9 protein-coding genes are annotated in these 18,453 nt (G+C 48.6%); 5 read left to right on the top strand and 4 right to left on the bottom strand.

Features of this window, described 5'->3' with window-relative positions:
- Positions 1-6 precede the first annotated feature (6 nt).
- From AC1DXC_RS16160 to AC1DXC_RS16150, 3 genes are all read right to left on the bottom strand, one after another.
- Complete coding sequence (locus tag AC1DXC_RS16160; protein ID WP_477460194.1) at positions 7-5,517, bottom strand: DUF2341 domain-containing protein; 5,511 nt, start codon at positions 5,515-5,517, stop codon at positions 7-9.
- A gap of 304 nt (positions 5,518-5,821) precedes the next feature.
- Positions 5,822-6,055: a hypothetical protein gene (locus AC1DXC_RS16155; RefSeq protein ID WP_477460193.1), complete on the bottom strand. Its 234-nt coding sequence runs from the start codon at positions 6,053-6,055 to the stop codon at positions 5,822-5,824.
- Between the two features lie 9 nt (positions 6,056-6,064).
- A complete protein-coding gene (locus tag AC1DXC_RS16150) occupies positions 6,065-9,613 on the bottom strand; it encodes a T9SS type A sorting domain-containing protein (RefSeq protein WP_477460192.1) in 3,549 nt (1,182 codons plus the stop codon).
- A 418-nt stretch (positions 9,614-10,031) separates the two neighbouring features.
- Between AC1DXC_RS16150 and AC1DXC_RS16145 the strand changes: the two genes are divergently transcribed.
- Complete coding sequence (locus tag AC1DXC_RS16145) at positions 10,032-13,781, top strand: S8 family serine peptidase (protein WP_477460191.1); 3,750 nt, start codon at positions 10,032-10,034, stop codon at positions 13,779-13,781.
- Positions 13,782-13,918: 137 nt separating this feature from the next.
- Here the strand turns inward: AC1DXC_RS16145 and AC1DXC_RS16140 are convergent, their stop codons facing one another.
- Complete coding sequence (locus tag AC1DXC_RS16140; protein ID WP_477460190.1) at positions 13,919-14,413, bottom strand: hypothetical protein; 495 nt, start codon at positions 14,411-14,413, stop codon at positions 13,919-13,921.
- A gap of 172 nt (positions 14,414-14,585) precedes the next feature.
- On the opposite strand from AC1DXC_RS16140, the gene ggt reads away from it, so the two are divergent.
- The 4 genes from ggt (at position 14,586) to AC1DXC_RS16120 (ending at position 18,453) form a co-directional block, all read left to right on the top strand.
- The gene (gene ggt / locus AC1DXC_RS16135; protein WP_477460237.1) at positions 14,586-16,295 is read left to right on the top strand and encodes a gamma-glutamyltransferase; all 1,710 of its coding nucleotides are present in this window, start codon (positions 14,586-14,588) and stop codon (positions 16,293-16,295) included.
- Between the two features lie 171 nt (positions 16,296-16,466).
- Positions 16,467-16,910 (top strand): MarR family winged helix-turn-helix transcriptional regulator, encoded by a 444-nt coding sequence (locus AC1DXC_RS16130; RefSeq protein ID WP_477460189.1) that lies wholly within the window; start codon positions 16,467-16,469, stop codon positions 16,908-16,910.
- A 70-nt stretch (positions 16,911-16,980) separates the two neighbouring features.
- On the top strand, positions 16,981-17,493 hold the full coding sequence (locus AC1DXC_RS16125; RefSeq protein WP_477460188.1) for an FKBP-type peptidyl-prolyl cis-trans isomerase: 513 nt from the start codon (positions 16,981-16,983) through the stop codon (positions 17,491-17,493).
- A gap of 6 nt (positions 17,494-17,499) precedes the next feature.
- The gene (locus tag AC1DXC_RS16120; RefSeq protein ID WP_477460187.1) at positions 17,500-18,453 is read left to right on the top strand and encodes an FKBP-type peptidyl-prolyl cis-trans isomerase; all 954 of its coding nucleotides are present in this window, start codon (positions 17,500-17,502) and stop codon (positions 18,451-18,453) included.

Below are 18,453 nucleotides of genomic sequence, written 5' to 3'. Positions count from 1 at the left end.
TGTTTATTAATTTTTGATGAATTTCCCTTTGCCTAAAGATGCACCATTGCTCTTCAAAACCTCTACAATGTAGGCACCGGGTTTAAGGCCGCTTACGTTCTGTGTCCAGTTGCTGGTGTTAGACGACTTTTGCAGCAATAAATTGCCCGCTGTATCGTAAAGCCTCATTTTATAAGTAGCAGACGATTGATTATCGGGCACGCTTACATTGATCACTTCTACCGTTGGGTTAGGAAAAACACTGAACAGCCCGTTTATGCCTATCTTATCATAAAATACGGTTACGTTGCCCGAGTAGCTTATCTTGCCGTCGATATCGTTTTCTTTTAAGCGATATATATTATTGCCGGCATTCGGGGCAGGGTCTACAAAGCTGTAGTTGCCGCCGCCATTGCTTTGCCTTTCATAAATCTGCTCAAACTGCCCTGTTTTGCTGTTCTGTTTCTCCAGGATAAAACCAGTGTAATTGCTTTCGTTGTAAGTTTTCCAATCCAGCTTTACGCCACCGGTAACTTTATTGCCCGCGAAGGCAGCCAGTACGAAAGGCACTATCGGCCTTCGCTGTATCGAGAGTTCGAAACGGTTGGCGCCGAAAGTAGTGGTATCGGTTTTAACCAGATTAAAGGCATAATCGCCATAGCGGCGCATATCCAGCGAATCTTTCTTCAGTTTATCCATCAGGAAGATATTATACAGCGTATCTATATTACGGATGCCCTCTATCTTTACATGATACAAGCCGGTTGTGCTGGCGTTTACATTCAGCTTTATGCGGCTGCCGTTATGGTAATCGGGCATCAGGTTTACGGCGGTGTTCACGCCATCGGCCGATAGGCTGGCCATGCTGATGATATTGGTAAGCCCGGTGAGGTAACGGGCGTCGCCGTCCTCGAATATGGCCTTATAATCCTGCCTGAAATAGATACCGCAATAATCGTACACCAGGCTGTCTTTTTCCATTTTCACGTACAGTCCGGTTATGGGCTGTGGGCCTTGCTGCGCAGGCATTGCCATTATGCCCCGCGATGCGCCATTGCCCATTTTACCGTCAACGGTTATAGCATCGGCCCTTGGTGCGCTCATAATTAAAGCCGTACCGGTTATCTGTTGGGTAGGGGCTTTCTGTGCCTCGTTAAAAGTTAATGTCCCGGTAGTTACGCCGGCTTTAACGTGTACCAGGAAACCAGCTCCGCTTACGGCATAACCCAGCGCGGTGGGCGATGAAGTGCCGCCAGCCACATAAGTTACGTAGTTTTGCGATGTGCCGCCGGTTTTTGTGCCCAGCATGTAGATACCATCTATGCTGGCCGTATTATCTGATAAAACTGTTGCCAGGTTTATGGTGGCTGCGTAGGGGTTGCCCATCATGTTGTAGCCCGGCAAACTTGCTGCCGAATTGGACAGTTTGCCAAGGCCGCCTGTTGGCGTGTACCAAAGGTTTACCGTAAACGTGCCCTGGTTAAGGTATCCGTTGGCGGTTATGGTAGCATCTACAGGTGGCCCGGCCGTAGGATTGGTGCCGCTGGCACTGCCGCTGGTGCGGGTGCTTGGGCCAACAAAATAAAACAGGAAACCGTTGCCTATAGGCACAGAAGTGGTTACCGTTGCATCGGTTGTATGTGTGGTGGTAACGGTTGCCGTTGTGCCTACTGTGGTGCTGGTGGTGCTGCCGCTGGTGGTAATAGCAGATATGCCTACGTGCTTGCCCGATAGATAAGTGGTGTTGCTTATCGGGAGGGTTTCTTTATATAAATAAATGGTAGGGGCGTTGCTGCTGCCGCTAAAGCCACTTCCCGTACCGCCCGGGCCGCCGGTGAAAGCCCCCAGGTAAGCAACATTTAAGTAGGTGTGGTTTTTAACGTAGCTAAGCCCGAAAGTATTGGTAGAGGCTACCGTTGCCGATGTTTGGTTCACCGGCGATGACATTAGTCGATACCCCCGGTTTGCTGCCGAAGCGCCGCCTGTTAAAAAACGCTCTGCGTTTACGTAGCCGGTTATTTTGTTGGTAGACGGGCTGGTTATAATATCAACGGCAGCAGTTTGCGTTGCCGAGCTTTTTAAAGTAAGCGTAGCCAGGCTGTTTACGTTTATGGAGCCGGCGGTTAAGGTAATAAGGTTATAAACATCAAGCGGGCCGCCGTTTATATTGAGCGTTGCGCCCGATGTGGTATTGTTTATTTTTAGCGTACCTACCGATGAATAGATGGCCGAGGTGCCGGTATAGCTCTGTGCTGCCATAGTACCGTTGAAATTAAGGGTAGATGCATTAAGGCTATTATAGGCTATGGTGCCGTTATTTATGATGTTGCAGCCACAGTTTAAGGTTTGCCCGTTCAGGGCGACTGTTACGCCCGAGTTGATGGTTAGCGAATAAAGATTAGAGGCAGCACCCAGGGTAACGCCGGATCCAAGGACGAAACTTTCTTTGCCGTTGTTGGTAGGCGATAAAGATACGCCCGCAACGTTTACGGTGTACGTACCTCCCGAATAGGTATAAATTACGCCGCCGGGGATGGTTAATACGTTAGTAGCATCGGTAGTGAAGCTGCCGGCAGTGGTAAAAGTGCTTGGGCTATTTTGGTTGGCGTACTCAAATTTTATCCAATCGTTGGTTTTGGCAATGTTAGATATGCGCGGTTCATCAATGGTGCCGGCAAAGTAATAGGTATTGCCGCCCTCGCCTACGCCTATATAAAGCGGCGTGGTTGCGCTTGGGTTGTTAGTTGTTGCCAACACTTTGTAGGGTTGCCCATCAACATAATTAAATAAGCTGCTGCCGGTATAAACGCCTTGTACATAGTGCCATGCACCAGCTGCAAAAGTTGGCGCTGCGGGCGAGCTGGAACGGCTCATAGCCGTTCCAGATTCTGCCTCTATAGTATTATCTGTGAAAACTCCTAATTTATAGCCGCCTGTAGTGCCACCGGCAGCGCCCTGGTTGGTCATTACTTTTTGGTCGCGGCTGATGGAAGTCAAATAAACCCAGGCCGAAAGCGTAAATGCGCCGGTAATGGTAACCGCATTAGATGCTATGCGCTTTGTAGAGCCATCGAAAGAATATGCAGTACCTATTTTGCCCGTAATTAAATCGGCCGATGTCATGCCGGTTGTGGTGCCTGTGTGCCCGCCGCTCGTTCCGTCTGTTACCGAACCGGTGTAGGTTGTTTCGTTGAAATGGAATACGGCTTTATAATCGCTGGCCCAGGTGCTTTGATAAAATGCAGTGGTGTGCGTGGCTGCTGTAGAAGTTGCCGAGCCGAAATAAAAATAGAGATTGCTATTGGTTTGGTAAGTTAAGCTGGGTACCTGCACCCAAACCAGCAGCACGCCGTTAACCTGGTCATAACTTTCTACCTGGTATTTTAGTTCTGTAGATGATGTTGAGGTTGTAAACGCAAAATCGTAAGCGGGCCCATTAGGGTATTGTACTTTGTTGGTGCAACTTGTGCTGCTGTACACCAAAGATGGGTCGGATATCCTTACCAGCGCGGGAAAACTGGTTTGATCGGATGTTATGGTGTAGGTTGTAGCCGCCGTTACGGTATTAAGTGTTAAGGGTATGCGGTATGCATAAGGCGACAAAAACGACGTGCGGGTTACGTTTACCGTAAGCGTTTGCGCATCCGTAAGGCCCCCGGCATCTGTTGCCGTGGCAATAACCGTATATGCATTGGTGCCGGCGGCCGAGCCTAAAGAAGCATAGTTGGGCGCGCTGGTAAAGGTTAACACGCCGCCCGAGGTTATGGTAAATTTTGCCGCATCAGCGCCGGATATACTGTAGGTCCTGGTGTCGCTCGCATCAACATCCGTGGCTACTACCGTAGTTACCGCCGTGGTATTTTCCGTTACCGAAATAGTGGCCGTAGCGCCGCCGCTGTTCGAGGTAATTACCGGTGCCTCGTTTACGTTGGTGATAGCAATACTGAACGCGGCGCTGGTAGTTGTAGTGCCGTCTGTGGCTTGTATGGTAACGCTGCGCGATGTTGCCGTTTCGTAATCAATGGCCGCATTGTTCACGGTTACCACCCCGGTGGTGCCATCGATAGCGTACAGCGAACTTGGGTTAGATGTAAACGAGTAGGTGTTTGTTAATACCTGATACACCTGAACCTCGTAAAGCGAGTAACCGTACTGTGTGCCGCGGTTTATGCCATGTATCCTCACATACCGCCCAACCGTTGATACCCCGCCGTTGGCCAAATTGGTAAAAACGTTATTGAAAGTTGTGTTATTGTAAATACTTTTAATAGTGGTATAGGTTACGTTATCGGGAGATACCTGTATCTGGAAATCTTTGCCGAGTGCAACCTCCCAATAAAGATTCACACCGCCTATCGCATAACTTGCACCAAGATCAATAGTCAGGTCCTGCGTATCGTAATACCCGCTGCTCCAACGGTTGCCCGTGGTAGCTCCGTCTGTAGTGTAGCTTGCAAGGAAGGTGCCATTTTCTAAACTTGTTGCCGTAGCAGTTTTACCTGCTGCAATGTTTGTGGTGCTATTGGCCGGGTATGTGTAAGCTGTTAACCCAACCGTAGTGCCTACGGCAGAGTTCTCCGGCATCGTATTGGTCGCTGTATTTGCGTCAACTACAGCCGAGGTAGTGCTTACGACAGCTATATTTACAATGCTTGTATTACTGCCGGCCGAATTGGTAGCAGTAACGGTATAATCGGCAGCTGCAGACGTGGTTCCGGCAGTTGGCGTGCCGCTTATTACGCCCGTAGAGGTACTAAAAGAAAGCCCGCTTGGCAAAGTAGGCGAAATAGTGTAAGTGAACGTACCGTTGCTGGTTTGGAATGGGCTTAAAGAAGCAGCAACGCCAGCCGTAAGTATTTGCGGGGTATTATAGTAAAATGTGGGTATAGCATTTGTTGTCGCAATATTATCTATCCTGATACCGGTTTGGCCCGCGTTGGTACCTGTACCCGTGCCAAACCCGGTAATCTGAATATCGTCCACATCGTTAAAGGCAGTGCTAAAGGTAATCGTAGTATAAGTTCCGGCCGTGGTAGAAGAAGTAGCGGTTTGCGTACCCTGCACAACACCGTCCTTATAACCTGTAAAAGTGAAAACTACCCCGGTTGTTGCGTTGTTTATCAAGGTAAACTGCATTGAAACAGCATCGAACTGCCCACCGGGCGTATTCAACAAAGCATCATTATCACGGATGGTTGATGATGTAGCCGCGCTCCTGATGCGCACGTCGGTGATGTTTAAGCTGGTTGCTGAGCGGCTAAAGGTTAAGTTCTGACCGCCTCCGGAGCCGTTATCTGAAATTTGTAAGCTTGCCGCGGCGGTTCCTGTCATAGCAAACTCAAAACCCTGGCCCGTAACCTGGCTTGTAGCATCCGAACGGTACGTTGCATAGCCGATAGAAGCAGTAACGGGTAAGTTTGTTGTTACCTGCGAAGAAAAGGTTACCGTACCTGCTGCCGGGCTTTGCGCAATAGCCCGGCCCCCCGCTAAAAGCAGAAAGGCAAAGGCTAAAACTATACCCGGTAAAAATATCCTCACTAAATATCGTGGTTAATTAAATGTGATAAACATAGCGCAAAAATTTAGGTCAGCTAATTTAATGATATAATTATCAGATACCCTTAAAGTTATCCATCAGTATTTGTGGCCCGTTTTATGATTGTACGTGTTAAAAACGATTATGGTTTCAGGCCGACTAAAGTTTAAGCTAACTATTTTATAAATCTAACTATATTATTTTATATCTGTCAATATATCAATACATTGTAAATAACAAAGCCCTGTCCGCAAAAAACGGACAGGGCTTTGTTATTTATCAGGAAGGAGGTTATTCCGCTTGGTTTTAAGCGCTAAGCTTTTTTTGCTTATTATGTAAGCTGTATGCGCCATAGGCAATAGCAACCATCGCTAATAGCAGCACCCAATTGTCTAATGGTACGTTGCAGCCGTCGTAAGGGTCGCAGCCATCGGCGGGCGGGTCGCCTTGAGCAAGAGCCATGAAAGGCAGGCTGGTAAGCAACAGTAATAGTAGCAGTATCCTGTTGAAAGCCTGGTGTTTGTTTTTCACAGCTGCCATCTATGTTTATTAATTTTTGATGAATTTACCTTTGCCTAACGATACGCCGTCGCCCTTCAAAACTTCTACAATGTAGGCACCGGTTTTAAGGCTGCCAACGTTCTGTGTCCAATTGCCGGTGTTTGATGATCGCTGCAGGATAAGGCTGCCCGATGAATTGTACAAACGGAACTGGTAATTAGCCGATGGTTGTGTGGCCGGGATACTTATATTTATAACTTCTACCGTTGGGTTAGGGAATACGCTGAACAAGCCTTTGGCGGCATTCTTATCGTAAAATACAGTAACCGGCTGCGAATAGCTGATGCGGTTATCAATATCGTTCTGTTTAAGGCGATAGGTGTTATTGCCCGAGCTTGGCGCATGATCTATAAAACTGTAGCTGGCGCTTCCATCGCTTTGCTTATCATACAGCGGATCGTATTGGTTAGTGGTCGCGTTCAGTTTTTCCAGGGTGAAGCCGGTGTAATTGCTTTCGTTAACGGTTTTCCAGGTAAGGTTTACGCCTTCGGTAAGCTTCGCGCCTGCAAAATCGGTAAGCAGGTACTGGGGCACTGGCCTGCGGCGTATCACCAGCTCGAAACGGTTGGCACCGAAGGTGGTGGTATCGGTAGCTACCAGGTTAAACACGTAGGTGCCGTAGCGGCGTATATCCAACGAATCTTTCTTAAAGTGGTCCATCAGGTAAATATCGTACAGGGTATCTATGTTGCGCACCCCCTCCAGTTTTAAGTTATAGATGCCGGTGGCATTAGCAGCTACATTTAACTTAATCCGGCTGCCGTTGTGGTAATCGGGTAAAAGGTTAACGGATGTTTTTACCCCGTCGGATGATAAACTCGTCATGCTAACCGGGGCAGTTGGCCCGGCCAGGTAAACGGCATCTCCGCTTTCATATTTGGCCGAGTAGCCATTTTTAAAGTAAATGCCGCAATAATCATAAAGCAGGTTATCCTTTTCCATTTTCATGTAAAACCCGGTTAACGCGTCGCTTGTTGCAGGCGGCTGCGCAGCCATCAGTTTTTTCTGAGATACAGTTAGGGCCCCTGGCATAAGCATACCGTCTGCAGTAATTGCCTGGGCATTTGGAGCACTCATGATTAAACTGCTACCGGTTAATTGCGTATTCACCTTTTGCGATTCTTTAAATGTTAAAACCGACGTGGCGCTCTTGGCGGTAACAATAAAGCCGCCGCCGCTTACTGCGTAACCTTGTACCATAGGCGACGAATTGCCCGATGCCGTGTAAACAACATAATTTTGATTGCTACCCCCTGTGCGGGAGTTTAATTCATAAATAGCTATTATGCCGGTAGTAGCGTTGTTATTATCGGTAAGCACCGTATTTAAGTCGATAGTGGAGGGGTAAGGGTTGCCTACCATGTTAAACCCGGGCGCTGCTAATGCCGCTGTGTAGGATAATTTGCCGGCACCATTTGTTGGCGTGTACCATAAATTTACATTGAATGTACCCTGGTTTATATATCCTGTAGAGGTGGTAGTGGCGTCTGCCGGTGCAATTGCCGATGAACCCGAGGTACGGGAAGCTGGCCCTACAAAATAAAACAGGTAACCGTTACCTACTGGTAGGGATACGGTTGAACCATCAGACAATACCAAAGTGGATGCGTTTACGGTTGATATACCTAAGTGTTTGCCGGATGTAAAGCTTGCATTGCTTGGTGTAACGGTTTCTTTGTAAAGATACAGGGTTGGGCCTGCGCTTGTACCGCTAAAACCGCTGCCCGTGCCACCCGTGCCGCCGGTAAATACCCCGTTTTTAAGAAACGACAGGCTGTACGTATTGGTATTTGCAAATGTTGCCGAGGTTTGGTTTACAGGGGATGAGAGCATACGGTAACCACGGTTTGCAGAAACCGACCCGCCCGTGAAAAAACGCTCCACGGCGTAAGTCCCCGTTACCGATGCAGTACTTGGTATATTGGCGATAGTAGCTGAGCCGCTTGCATCAGATTTTAAGGTGAACGTGCCCGCACTGTTATTGAGTATTGCCCGCCCAGCTAGTGTTAACACAGATGTTGACGCCATAGTTGATGACCCGGAGGCGTTACCAATAGATAAGGTGCCGGAGGTAGCACCACTTGCGTTAAGCGTGAGCGTAGAGCTTGCATTCATGGTAAAATTGTTGCTCACAGTGAGGGTAAACAACGACAGATCGAGCGTAGGCGAGTTAAGGGAGCCTATAAGCAGGTCGCCGATAGTGGTAGTGGCCGATAATACAGGCTGCCTGCCGGATACAGTGTACGCACTGTTGCCTATACGCGCCTTATCATATTGCCCCGGCGCTTCGTTGGCAACACTGCCCGACGCATTGTAAACCCAGTTTTTGTTGGATGACCACCTAAGATCCGGCGAGCCCGATATTGGATCTGCGTTGCCCGACCAATCATAATTTTTGCCGAAACTATAGGTATTGCCCGTACAGCTGTAGGAGGCAGTATTTACAGCATGATTGGCAGAATACTGTATAGAACTGCTTGCCGAACTCATAGAAAAAGTAGAAGCGATGCTGGCGTTAACAAAAGACGAATTCATGCTTACCACCAGGAAAAAGTATGCGGTTGATGATGAGCTTGTGCCGGTTAGCGTGTAGCCGTCGGTATTGTTGTTATTGAATTGAAAATTACCGCCATTATTATTCGCACTAAAATTAGAGGTGATATCAACATCATCGGCATCGCCAAAGGTGGTATTGGTAGATTTTATCAGCTTAAAACTGGAAATTTGCCCGTTAGATAACGATCCTGTATTAGATATGGTGATCACTTTAAGTGGTACGTCCTCTGTGGTAACAGTTTGGAAACTATAAACAGCCTTGTTAGCATCGCCGGCATATAAAAAGGTATTAGCCAAACCAGCCGTGGCGCAACCAAAGGTTAGCGAAGCCGATGATATAGAATAGTCATCAAAAGTGAAGGAGTTTGAAGAGTTTTTGTCGTTACAATGCAATACGGTATATATATTTCCGGCTATTGGTGCCTCGGTGTTGTTGCCTGTTCCGCGGCTGGTAGTTGCCTCGGAGGTTCCGGCATCAACATACAGTGTCCAAAAACCGTCAGAAGCCCTGCGTGTAACTTTTATGGAGTACGTTGTACTGTTGGAGATATTGTAGCTGGCGATGTCTGCCGTTCCGCCACTTTTTCTCACCCTTAAATATAAAGTATTGCCCCGGTGCGTAAGGTAATAGCCATAACACGAGTTAGGGTTACTGCCGTCGGCCGCTAAAAAGAAATTCCAGCTTTGTTTGCCGTTTTGCGGATCATTATTATCCGGAGAAATTCCATCTGCATTATATAAAAGGCGCCATACCCTGTTTACGCTACCAATGTTGCTGGAGTATTGGTTATAAATATAGTTGGGCGAATTATTGGTTGCAGTGGTTATGGAGCGGCTGCCTGCCAGCGGCGTTATAGTGGGGCTGCCCGCAATCGGGAAGCTTGTGAGGTCCTGTACCCACAAAGGGTTGGTGGTAGTGGTAGGGGTGTTGCTTAACGATGTTTCAAAATCATCACTTAATAATATTTGTGCTGTGCACACTTTTACCGTTCCAATTATTATACAACAGCAAAGTAATATTTTTTTCAAAGCTTCGAGAATTAGGTTGGTCCTGATGCAAATTTAGCAAAAATGATTGCAAATCAATACATTAATTGCAATGGAGCGCTATGTAAAAGACGTTGTACACTATACACCAAAAAGCTTAACCTCGGCGAAAAATATGTCTCATTCGTTATTTATATTACATCATATTATTGTTTAACGAAAAAAAATATAGTACAAATAACAGTTGCGTTACTTTGAAAAAGAGTTTTTTTTTCAGATAAAATTTCTTAAACAAATTTGGAGTGCGTTTTTCCGCGGTCGCCGTTATTTTGGGCCGAACATTTATCTGTTTTGGCATTTTTTAATCCGCCGTTAAATGTGCAAACTTGTACATACGACTGCTTATAATTTTATGGGAAAACATTACCCGGTACTACTGCTCAATATTTTACTTTTTTGCTGTATTTCGCCGGCATTTGCGCAAAAACCGCTGGTTAACGCTGCCAAAAAGCAGGAGCTCGAGCGTTTTTCGGTGCAGGCAGGTCAAACCTTTTCGGCAGGGCAGCAAAGGGCAGTATCGCTGGCCAAAGGGCGTGGATGGGCCATCCGCAGCCAAACAAAAACAGGCAACCTCAAAACTTTGCAAGGTACCAATAGCCTGGGCTTCCCGGTGTTTTTGGTTACGCATAACAACACTATAGCGGCAGCCACCACCGGCACCAATGCCGTACAGCCGGGTGGCGCGCTGGGCCTAAACCTATCGGGCAGCAGCACTTTCCTGACTAACAGGCTGGCCATTTGGGATGGCGGCTCGGTGTACAGTTCGCATGTAGAATTCGCAGGCAAAACCATCACCTCAAAAGATAATGCCTCGGTGTTGGATCACTCTACCCACGTGGCAGGCACCATGGTGGCCAAGGGTGTTTATGGCCCGGCAAAAGGCATGGCCTTCAATACATCGGTATTGAATTCCTGGGATTTTGATAACGACGTATCTGAAATGAGCGGCGCCGCCGCAACCGGCCTGCTGCTCTCTAACCACTCTTATGGCGACGTGGCCGGGTGGGAGTACAACAGCAGCGCGGGCCATTGGGAATGGTACGGCCTGCCCGGCGATACCGAGGACTACAACTTCGGCTTTTATGATAGCCGTGTGCAAAGCTGGGACAATATTGCCTATAACGCTCCATATTACCTCATCGTAGAATCGGCGGGCAACAGCCGCAGCAGCAACGGCCCCGCCGTGGGCGAGGTGTATTACGGCTATGCTACCAAAACGAACCCGGCCATTATCAACAAAGGGGCGAGGCCGCCCGGCATCAGCAGCAACGATGGTTACGATATCATCAGCACCACGGGCAATGCAAAAAACATCCTCACCGTAGGCGCGGTTGGCCCTTTGCCGAACGGCCCGCTCAACCGCAGCGATGTGGCCGTCTCATATTTCAGCAGTTGGGGCCCAACTGATGATGGCCGCATAAAACCCGATTTGGTTGCCGATGGCGAAAACGTGCTCTCTACCGGTGTAAGCAGCCCCAATTCGTACCTTACGCTATCGGGCACCTCCATGGCTGCGCCCAATGTTACAGGCTCCTTACTGCTCCTGCAGGAATATTACGCGCAAAAAAATAACGGGGCGTTCATGCTATCCGCCACACTGAAAGGCCTGGCCTGCCATACCGCATTCGATGCAGGCAACGTTGGCCCCGATTATGTTTACGGTTGGGGGCTGCTCAACATGCGCACCGCCGCACGGGCCATTACCGATAACGGCGGTAAAAGCCTCATCAGCGAGAACACCCTGGCGCAGGGGCAAAGCAAAACTTTCCAGGTTACGGCATCGGGCATAGGTCCGCTGGCGGTATCCATCTGCTGGACAGATCCCGCCGGAACCCCAACCACCGAGGGCGTTATCAACAGCCGGGTACCCAAACTGGTGAACGATCTCGATATCCGCGTAAGCGATGGCACAAGCACCTACAGGCCCTACGTATTAAACCCTGCTAACCCATCGGCCACAGCCACCACGGGCGACAACATCCGCGATAATATAGAGCAGGTTTACATTGCCAATGCCACGCCGGGCAAAACCTACACCATCACGGTATCGCATAAGGGTACGCTATCATCGGGCAGCCAGGCGTATTCGCTCATTGCTACAGGTATCGGCGGGGCGGCTTATTGCGCATCGGCGCCGCTATCCACTGCAGGTTCGCGGGTGGATAATTTCACCCTATCCAACGTAAACAATACGCCTGCGGCGGGCTGCACAGGCTACTCAGATTATACCGCCCTCACCCTGCAATTAGAGCAGGCCAAAACCTATCCCTTCAGCATTACGCTGGGTACCTGTGGCGGTAATTTCAACAAGGCCGCCAAAATATTTGTAGACTGGAATGGCGATGGTACCTTCGGGGCCGAAGAGTTGACCGCAACCACCACAGTAGTCAATGGTACAGCTACTTACACCGGCAATATTACGGTGCCGCTATCGGTTATCCCCGGTAATTTCGGCCTGTTGCGCGTAGTGCTTACCGAAACCTCAGATACATCAACCATAAGTGCCTGCGGTACCTACGCCAAGGGCGAAACCCAGGATTACCGCGTGCAGTTTGCCAAGCCCGTTGCCGATGCTGGGGTATCGGCCATTGTAAATGCCGAAGACGGCACATCCTGCGCGGTAGCCACAGCCATAACCGTTAGGCTTAAGAATTATGGCAGCGCCAACATCAGCAATGTGCCGGTTACGGTAACGGTTACCTCGCCAAATAGTACGGTGGTAACCTTTAACGAGGTTTATACGGGTACCATCAGTCCGCTCGACGAGGTAGATTTCACACTTTCGGGCAAGTTCAACACCGTGGCGGGGGCAACCTATACTATAGCCGCAGAAACCCACCTGGCCGGCGACCCTATAGCCGCCAACGATAAAACCACCGGCACGGTAAGTATAAGCCTGCCCCCGGCTTTGGGTACGCTAAGCGCCTACTTGTGCAATAACAATAATACCTACCTGCTCAACGGCACCGGCGATGGGCAGCTACTTTGGTATAAATCGCCCACGGATGCCTTGCCGATAGCTTTCGGGCCTATAGCTTCTACCGCGGTTGCGCCTGCAAACAACACCTTTTACGCCGGGCTGAACGATTTTAGCGGTAACATTGGTCCCGCCACTAAAAGCGCATTCACCGGCGGCGGGTACAACCAATTTGGCCCATCGGTAGTGGTGTACACCAACGTGCCGGTGGTGCTTGAAACCGCGCGGATGTATTTCGGCAACCCCGGCAAGCTAACCTTTACGGTAACCAATGCCAACGGCGAAACGGTATCTACCACTACCATCAACGCCAGCGCAACGCGCACTACGCCCGGCCCCGGCGCCCAAACCGACGACCCTGCCGACCAGGGCACTTTGGTTAACCTTAACCTAACCCTGCCCACTGCAGGTACGTACGCCATTACACCAACTTATGATACCTCGGCAACGGTGTTCCGCAATAACGGCGGGGTGGCGGGCTATCCTTTCAAGATAGGCAACATCTTCAGCATTATGGGCAATACGGCGGTATCGCCCACCAACGCCAACGACACTACTTACTATAAAAACTTCTATTACTACTTTTACGATCTGCATGTGAAAAGTATGGGCTGCCCATCGGCCGCCAGGCTGCCTGCTACGGTAAACAAACCGGTAATTACCCGGGCAGCTGATACACTGGCCTCCAATTTTGCCGAGGGCAACCAGTGGTATCTGAACGGGGTGCTTATTGCAGGCGCCACCGGCGCCACCTACGCGCCCATACAAAGTGGCAAGTACACCACCGAAGTGACATTGAGCACAGGCTGCGTAAGCCGGTCAGATGAGTTTGCTTTTGCGCTGGTAGCCAAGCACCCGGATACCAGCACCGATATAGGGCTCACGCTATTCCCCGTTCCGGCGGTAGATAACCTCAACGTGGTATTTGTGGCGAAAGCCGCCGGTACCGCCAAAATAGAATTGGTGAACATAGCGGGGCAGGTAGTGTACCAGCAGGATCAGACTATCGCCGCAGGCAACTTTAGCACGGCGGTAAATACTACCAACCAAATGCCCGGCACCTATGTGCTGCGGGTAACTTTGGGGCAAAAAATATATGCCAAAAAGGTAATCATTGTGAAGTAAAGATTACCTACGAAAAGCACCGATTTCTTTCCGATTTTTAAAGGTTTTCCGGGGTGAAAAAGCACAAAAACGGCTGAAAAATCATAAGTTCTTCAGCCGTTTTTGCATCCCAAAAAAAGCGATGATGGACTATTCTATTAAAAAGTGTACTTGATGCCCAAGCCCGGTGCCAGGTCGAAAAAGGGGCCGGTGGCCAATTCAATACGCGGGTTAAGATCAAGGCTTACGGCGATGGGCGCATCGGCAATTTTGTATTCCAGGCCAAGCACACCGTCGGCCCCCAATAGGATATGGTTGTTGGTGTAGTACTTGTCGTCGCCGCCGAAAGTTTGGTATCTGCCCGCACCAACCGAGCCCAGGTGCCCGCCAAAGCCGTAATAAAACTTAAGGCCTGCGGAGTTAAAAGCCTGTTGATGAATCTCATACAATCCTGTAAGCACCGCCCCGTGCGAACGGATACCCAGTATGCCTTCCAGCGCGGTGCGGTCGTCCATAAAGTATTTTACCGAGAAACCGTTCTCGTATCCGCCGAATTTGAGGCCCACGGCTGTCTTGTAATCCTGGGCCTGCGAACGGTTAGCGGCCAGCAAAAAAGTGCATAATATTAATGCGATGAAGGAGATTTTTTTCATGGTAGTGATTTTGGTATGAACGGTAAAAATGCCGTTTTATGCTTGTCAGGCCAAAAAATAAGGCGTTTTATAGGGGATGTTACTGGTTTTCAACCCGAAAATTACAACTGCACAAGCCGTATTTTTCTGCCGAAATACACTAAATTGGCCAAATAATTTTTCTATAACGATGATGACCCCCAAACTCCGCGTACCCCACAAATTGATTTCGGCTATGGTTTTTTTATGCCTTACGGCAGGTTGCGTAAAAGGGCAACTAGGGCAAAATGTAAGTGGCCAATACCGCAATGGTATGGTTGTTTGCGCCTATCCGGATGCTGCTCAGGCGGGGCTGGATGTCCTTAAAAAAGGGGGCAACGCAGTAGATGCTGCGGTTGCTGTGCAATTTGCGCTGGCGGTAACGCATCCGCAGGCAGGCAACATTGGCGGCGGCGGCTTTATGGTGTACCGCTCGGCATCCGGCAAAACAAATACGCTCGATTTTAGGGAAAAAGCCCCCGCACAGGCCAGTTCCAATATGTATTTGGATAGTGCAGGCAACGTAATACCCAACATGAGCCTATACACCCATTTTGCATCTGGCGTGCCCGGATCCGTAGACGGCATGATAACTGCCCATAAAAAATATGGCAAACTGAAATGGGCCGATCTGGTGCAGCCCGCTATAAACCTGGCGCTAAACGGCTTTAAAATGACCGCCCGTATGGCCAACAATATCAACAGCGCGAAGGCAAAGTTTGCTGCATTGAACCCCGGTAAAAAATACCTGATGAAAGATGGCGAGTGGAAGGAAGGCGATATATTGGTGCAGGAAGACCTGGGGCATACCTTGGAACTGATACGCGATAAAGGCCGCGACGGCTTCTATACCGGCAAAACTGCCGATCTGATCGTTGCCGAAATGAAATCTGGCAAAGGTATTATGACACTGGCCGACTTACAGAACTACCACTCGGTATGGCGTACGCCCATCATCGGCAATTACAAAGGCTATAAAATAATTACCATGCCGCCGCCAAGCAGCGGGGGCATCGTGTTGATGCAGTTGTTGAAAATAGCCGAACGCTATCCCCTTAAAAGGTGGGGCTTCAATAAAGATTCTACCGTACAGGTGATAGTTGAGGCAGAGCGCCGGGCATATGCCGATCGCTCTAAATACCTTGGCGACCCTGATTTTTACAAAGTACCCAAAGATAGCCTGCTTGATACGCAATATCTGATCAAACGCATGGCAAACTTTAGCTGGGACGCTGCAACGCCAAGCGCCAGCATACAACCCGGCATGTTCATAGGCTACGAAAGCGATCAAACCACTCACTTTTCCATCGTTGATAAAGAAGGCAATGCGGTGGCTATTACCACCACCCTCAATGACACTTTTGGCTCGCACGTATTTGTAGGCGGCGCAGGCTTTCTGCTTAATAATGAGATGGATGACTTTAGTTCGAAACCCGGCGTGCCCAATATGTATGGCCTGCTGGGCGGTAAAGCTAACAGCATACAACCCAATAAAAGGATGTTATCGGCCATGACGCCTACCATCATCGAGAAAAATGGCGACCTGTTTATGGTAGTGGGCACGCCCGGCGGTTCTACCATTATCACCTCGGTTTTCCAGACGATATTGAACGTGATAGAGTTCGATAAAAGCATGCAGGGAGCGGTATCGGCCAAACGTTTCCATCATCAATGGATGCCCGACGAAGTTGGCGCCGAGCCGGATGCCCTCGATAGTATAACCGTAGACAAGCTTACAAAAAAAGGCTACAAGTTTACCAAACGCGGCTCTATTGGCCGGGTGGATGGTATCCTGAAAACCAAATGGGGCTACTACGAAGGTGGTGCCGACCCCAGGGGAGACGATACTAAATTGGGATGGTAATAAAGTAGATGGTTCGTGGTCAATAGTTCATTTAAGCTCAGAATGAAACTGCGGCTTGCAATATGTTATTTCATGAACCGTTTAGTTTCGACCAATACATATTTATACAGGCGAAAAAACTATGGACTATGGGCTATAGACTATCGACTAAAACACTAAGTTTGTTGCCTTATGCGAAGCAGTGTAAAACACCAGGAAACGATTGATTACTTTTTGAAGATAGTTTGGCAAACCGTTGCCAACCGTTACAACCAGATAGTTACGGAATTTGGTATTACGCAATCTATAGGTTACCTGCTCATCAATATAGATGAGGAGGGGACTACCGTATCGCAGGCAGCGGCATTGCTGGGGCTTAAATCTACCAGCCTTTCGCGCATGCTGAACCAATTGGAGGAGACGGGACTTATCTACCGCCAATCTAACAAAGGTGATAAGCGCTCGGTAAAAATATTCCTGACCGACCTTGGCAAAGAAAAACGCAAAATGGCCAAGGATGTGGTAAAGCAGTTCAATAATTATCTAAACAGCCACATAAGTGAGGCTGATAAGCTGTATTTAACCGAAATATTGAAAAAGATAAATCAGCTCACTATCAATTACAAACCCCAATAGCCGGCTTAATTTACGCTGCCAAGTGTTAAAAAGTGTTAAGCTGCCGTTTTTGCCATTTAAAACAATAAATTTGCAGATTATTAGAGGTATGAACAGGTTGCTGCTTATCATATTATTGCTTGCTGCGGGCTTATCGTCATGCAAAAAGGGGTATGACGTGGTTGCGGAGGTAAGGGCGCAAGGGGTTGTGGATGAGAAAATAATCACCGACTATATTGATGCTAACGGCTTAACCACAGCTGCTAAGCGCATTGACACCACCGGCGTTTTTTATATCGTTATAGCACCAGGCGAGGGGAACGATTTGTTCACCAACTCTACCCGCGTAACGGTTGATTTTACTGGCAGGATACTAACAAGTGGGAAGGAATTTGCCAAGAGCAACGGTTTTCACCCCAGTTTTGCGTTGGGAGAAGTGATAAGAGGATGGCAGTTGGGCATACCGCAAATTAAGAAAGGCGGCACCGTACGATTATTGATACCCTCGCGTTATGCATACGGACCGTACGACCAGACCGATTTGGGATTGCCCAAAAATTCGGTACTGGACTTTGATATAAAACTTTTAGATGTAACGAACTAATTTTAGATGAAACAAAAGATCTTTACTTTTTTACTGATTGCCGTGGCCGGCTTAACCGCTTGCCGTAAAGACGGCGTTGACCCTACCATCCAGGAATTCGACGGACAGCAGATACAGAATTATATAAGCTCTAATGGCCTCACCGGCTTTAGCCGCGACACTACCGGCGGCGATACTACCGGCATGTATTATAAAATCATCAACCCCGGCACAGGTGCTAAACTAGAGTGGTCTGACAGGGTTTCGCTGGTGTTCACCGTAAAAAGCTACGATGGCAAATATACTTCGGCAGATACCATCACCAACCATTTTGATGATTACCTGGGCCATTTGCAGCAGGATGGCTTGCCTAAGGGCCTACAGTTAGCCATACACAACGTGCTGAAATACAAAGGGGCCAGCATGCGTTTGCAGATACCGTCTCGCCTGGCCTATGGCAAAACCGGGTACGGTTCTGGTAGCGTTACCAACGTAAACAGCCGTATAGCAGGTAACCAATGCCTCGATTATTATGTGCATGTAATTGATGATCAGGCAGCGTATGATGATCTGGTTATCAGGAATTACCTCACCACTAATAGCTTAAGTGGATACACCAAAACCGCGTCGGGCCTGTACTATAAGTTGATAACGGCCAAAGCAGATACGGCAAAGAGTATAAACGACTTATCGATTGTTACTACTACCTATACGGGAGCTATATTAAACGGAACCTCGTTTGACGAAGCATCAAAAACCACGGCTTATGTGTTTAGCCCGGCTATCAGCGATGGTATATCGGGCCTTGTTCCGGGCGTTTATGAAGGGCTTAAGGACCATGGGGCCTCGGGTGTATCTATCTCATTGATTATGCCATCGAGGCTTGGTTATGGCATATCACCGCCAACGTCATCGGGCATACCTACGCATGCACCGCTTCGTTTCGAATTCCAGATAACTACGGTAACACAGTTAGAATAA

The sequence above is a fragment of the Mucilaginibacter sp. P2_D11 genome, assembly GCF_056404435.1.
Note: the sequence above shows the minus strand (reverse complement) of the source record. Positions and strands in the feature narration are given on the sequence as shown.

What these genes read in the sequence shown, in the direction of transcription:
- AC1DXC_RS16120 (WP_477460187.1), top strand. Translation starts at nt 17,500, where the DNA reads ATGAAACAAAAGATCTTTACTTTTTTACTGATTGCCGTGGCCGGCTTA.
- AC1DXC_RS16140 (WP_477460190.1), bottom strand. Translation starts at nt 14,413, where the DNA reads ATGAAAAAAATCTCCTTCATCGCATTAATATTATGCACTTTTTTGCTG.
- AC1DXC_RS16130 (WP_477460189.1), top strand. Translation starts at nt 16,467, where the DNA reads ATGCGAAGCAGTGTAAAACACCAGGAAACGATTGATTACTTTTTGAAG.
- ggt (WP_477460237.1), top strand. Translation starts at nt 14,586, where the DNA reads ATGACCCCCAAACTCCGCGTACCCCACAAATTGATTTCGGCTATGGTT.
- AC1DXC_RS16155 (WP_477460193.1), bottom strand. Translation starts at nt 6,055, where the DNA reads ATGGCAGCTGTGAAAAACAAACACCAGGCTTTCAACAGGATACTGCTA.
- AC1DXC_RS16145 (WP_477460191.1), top strand. Translation starts at nt 10,032, where the DNA reads ATGGGAAAACATTACCCGGTACTACTGCTCAATATTTTACTTTTTTGC.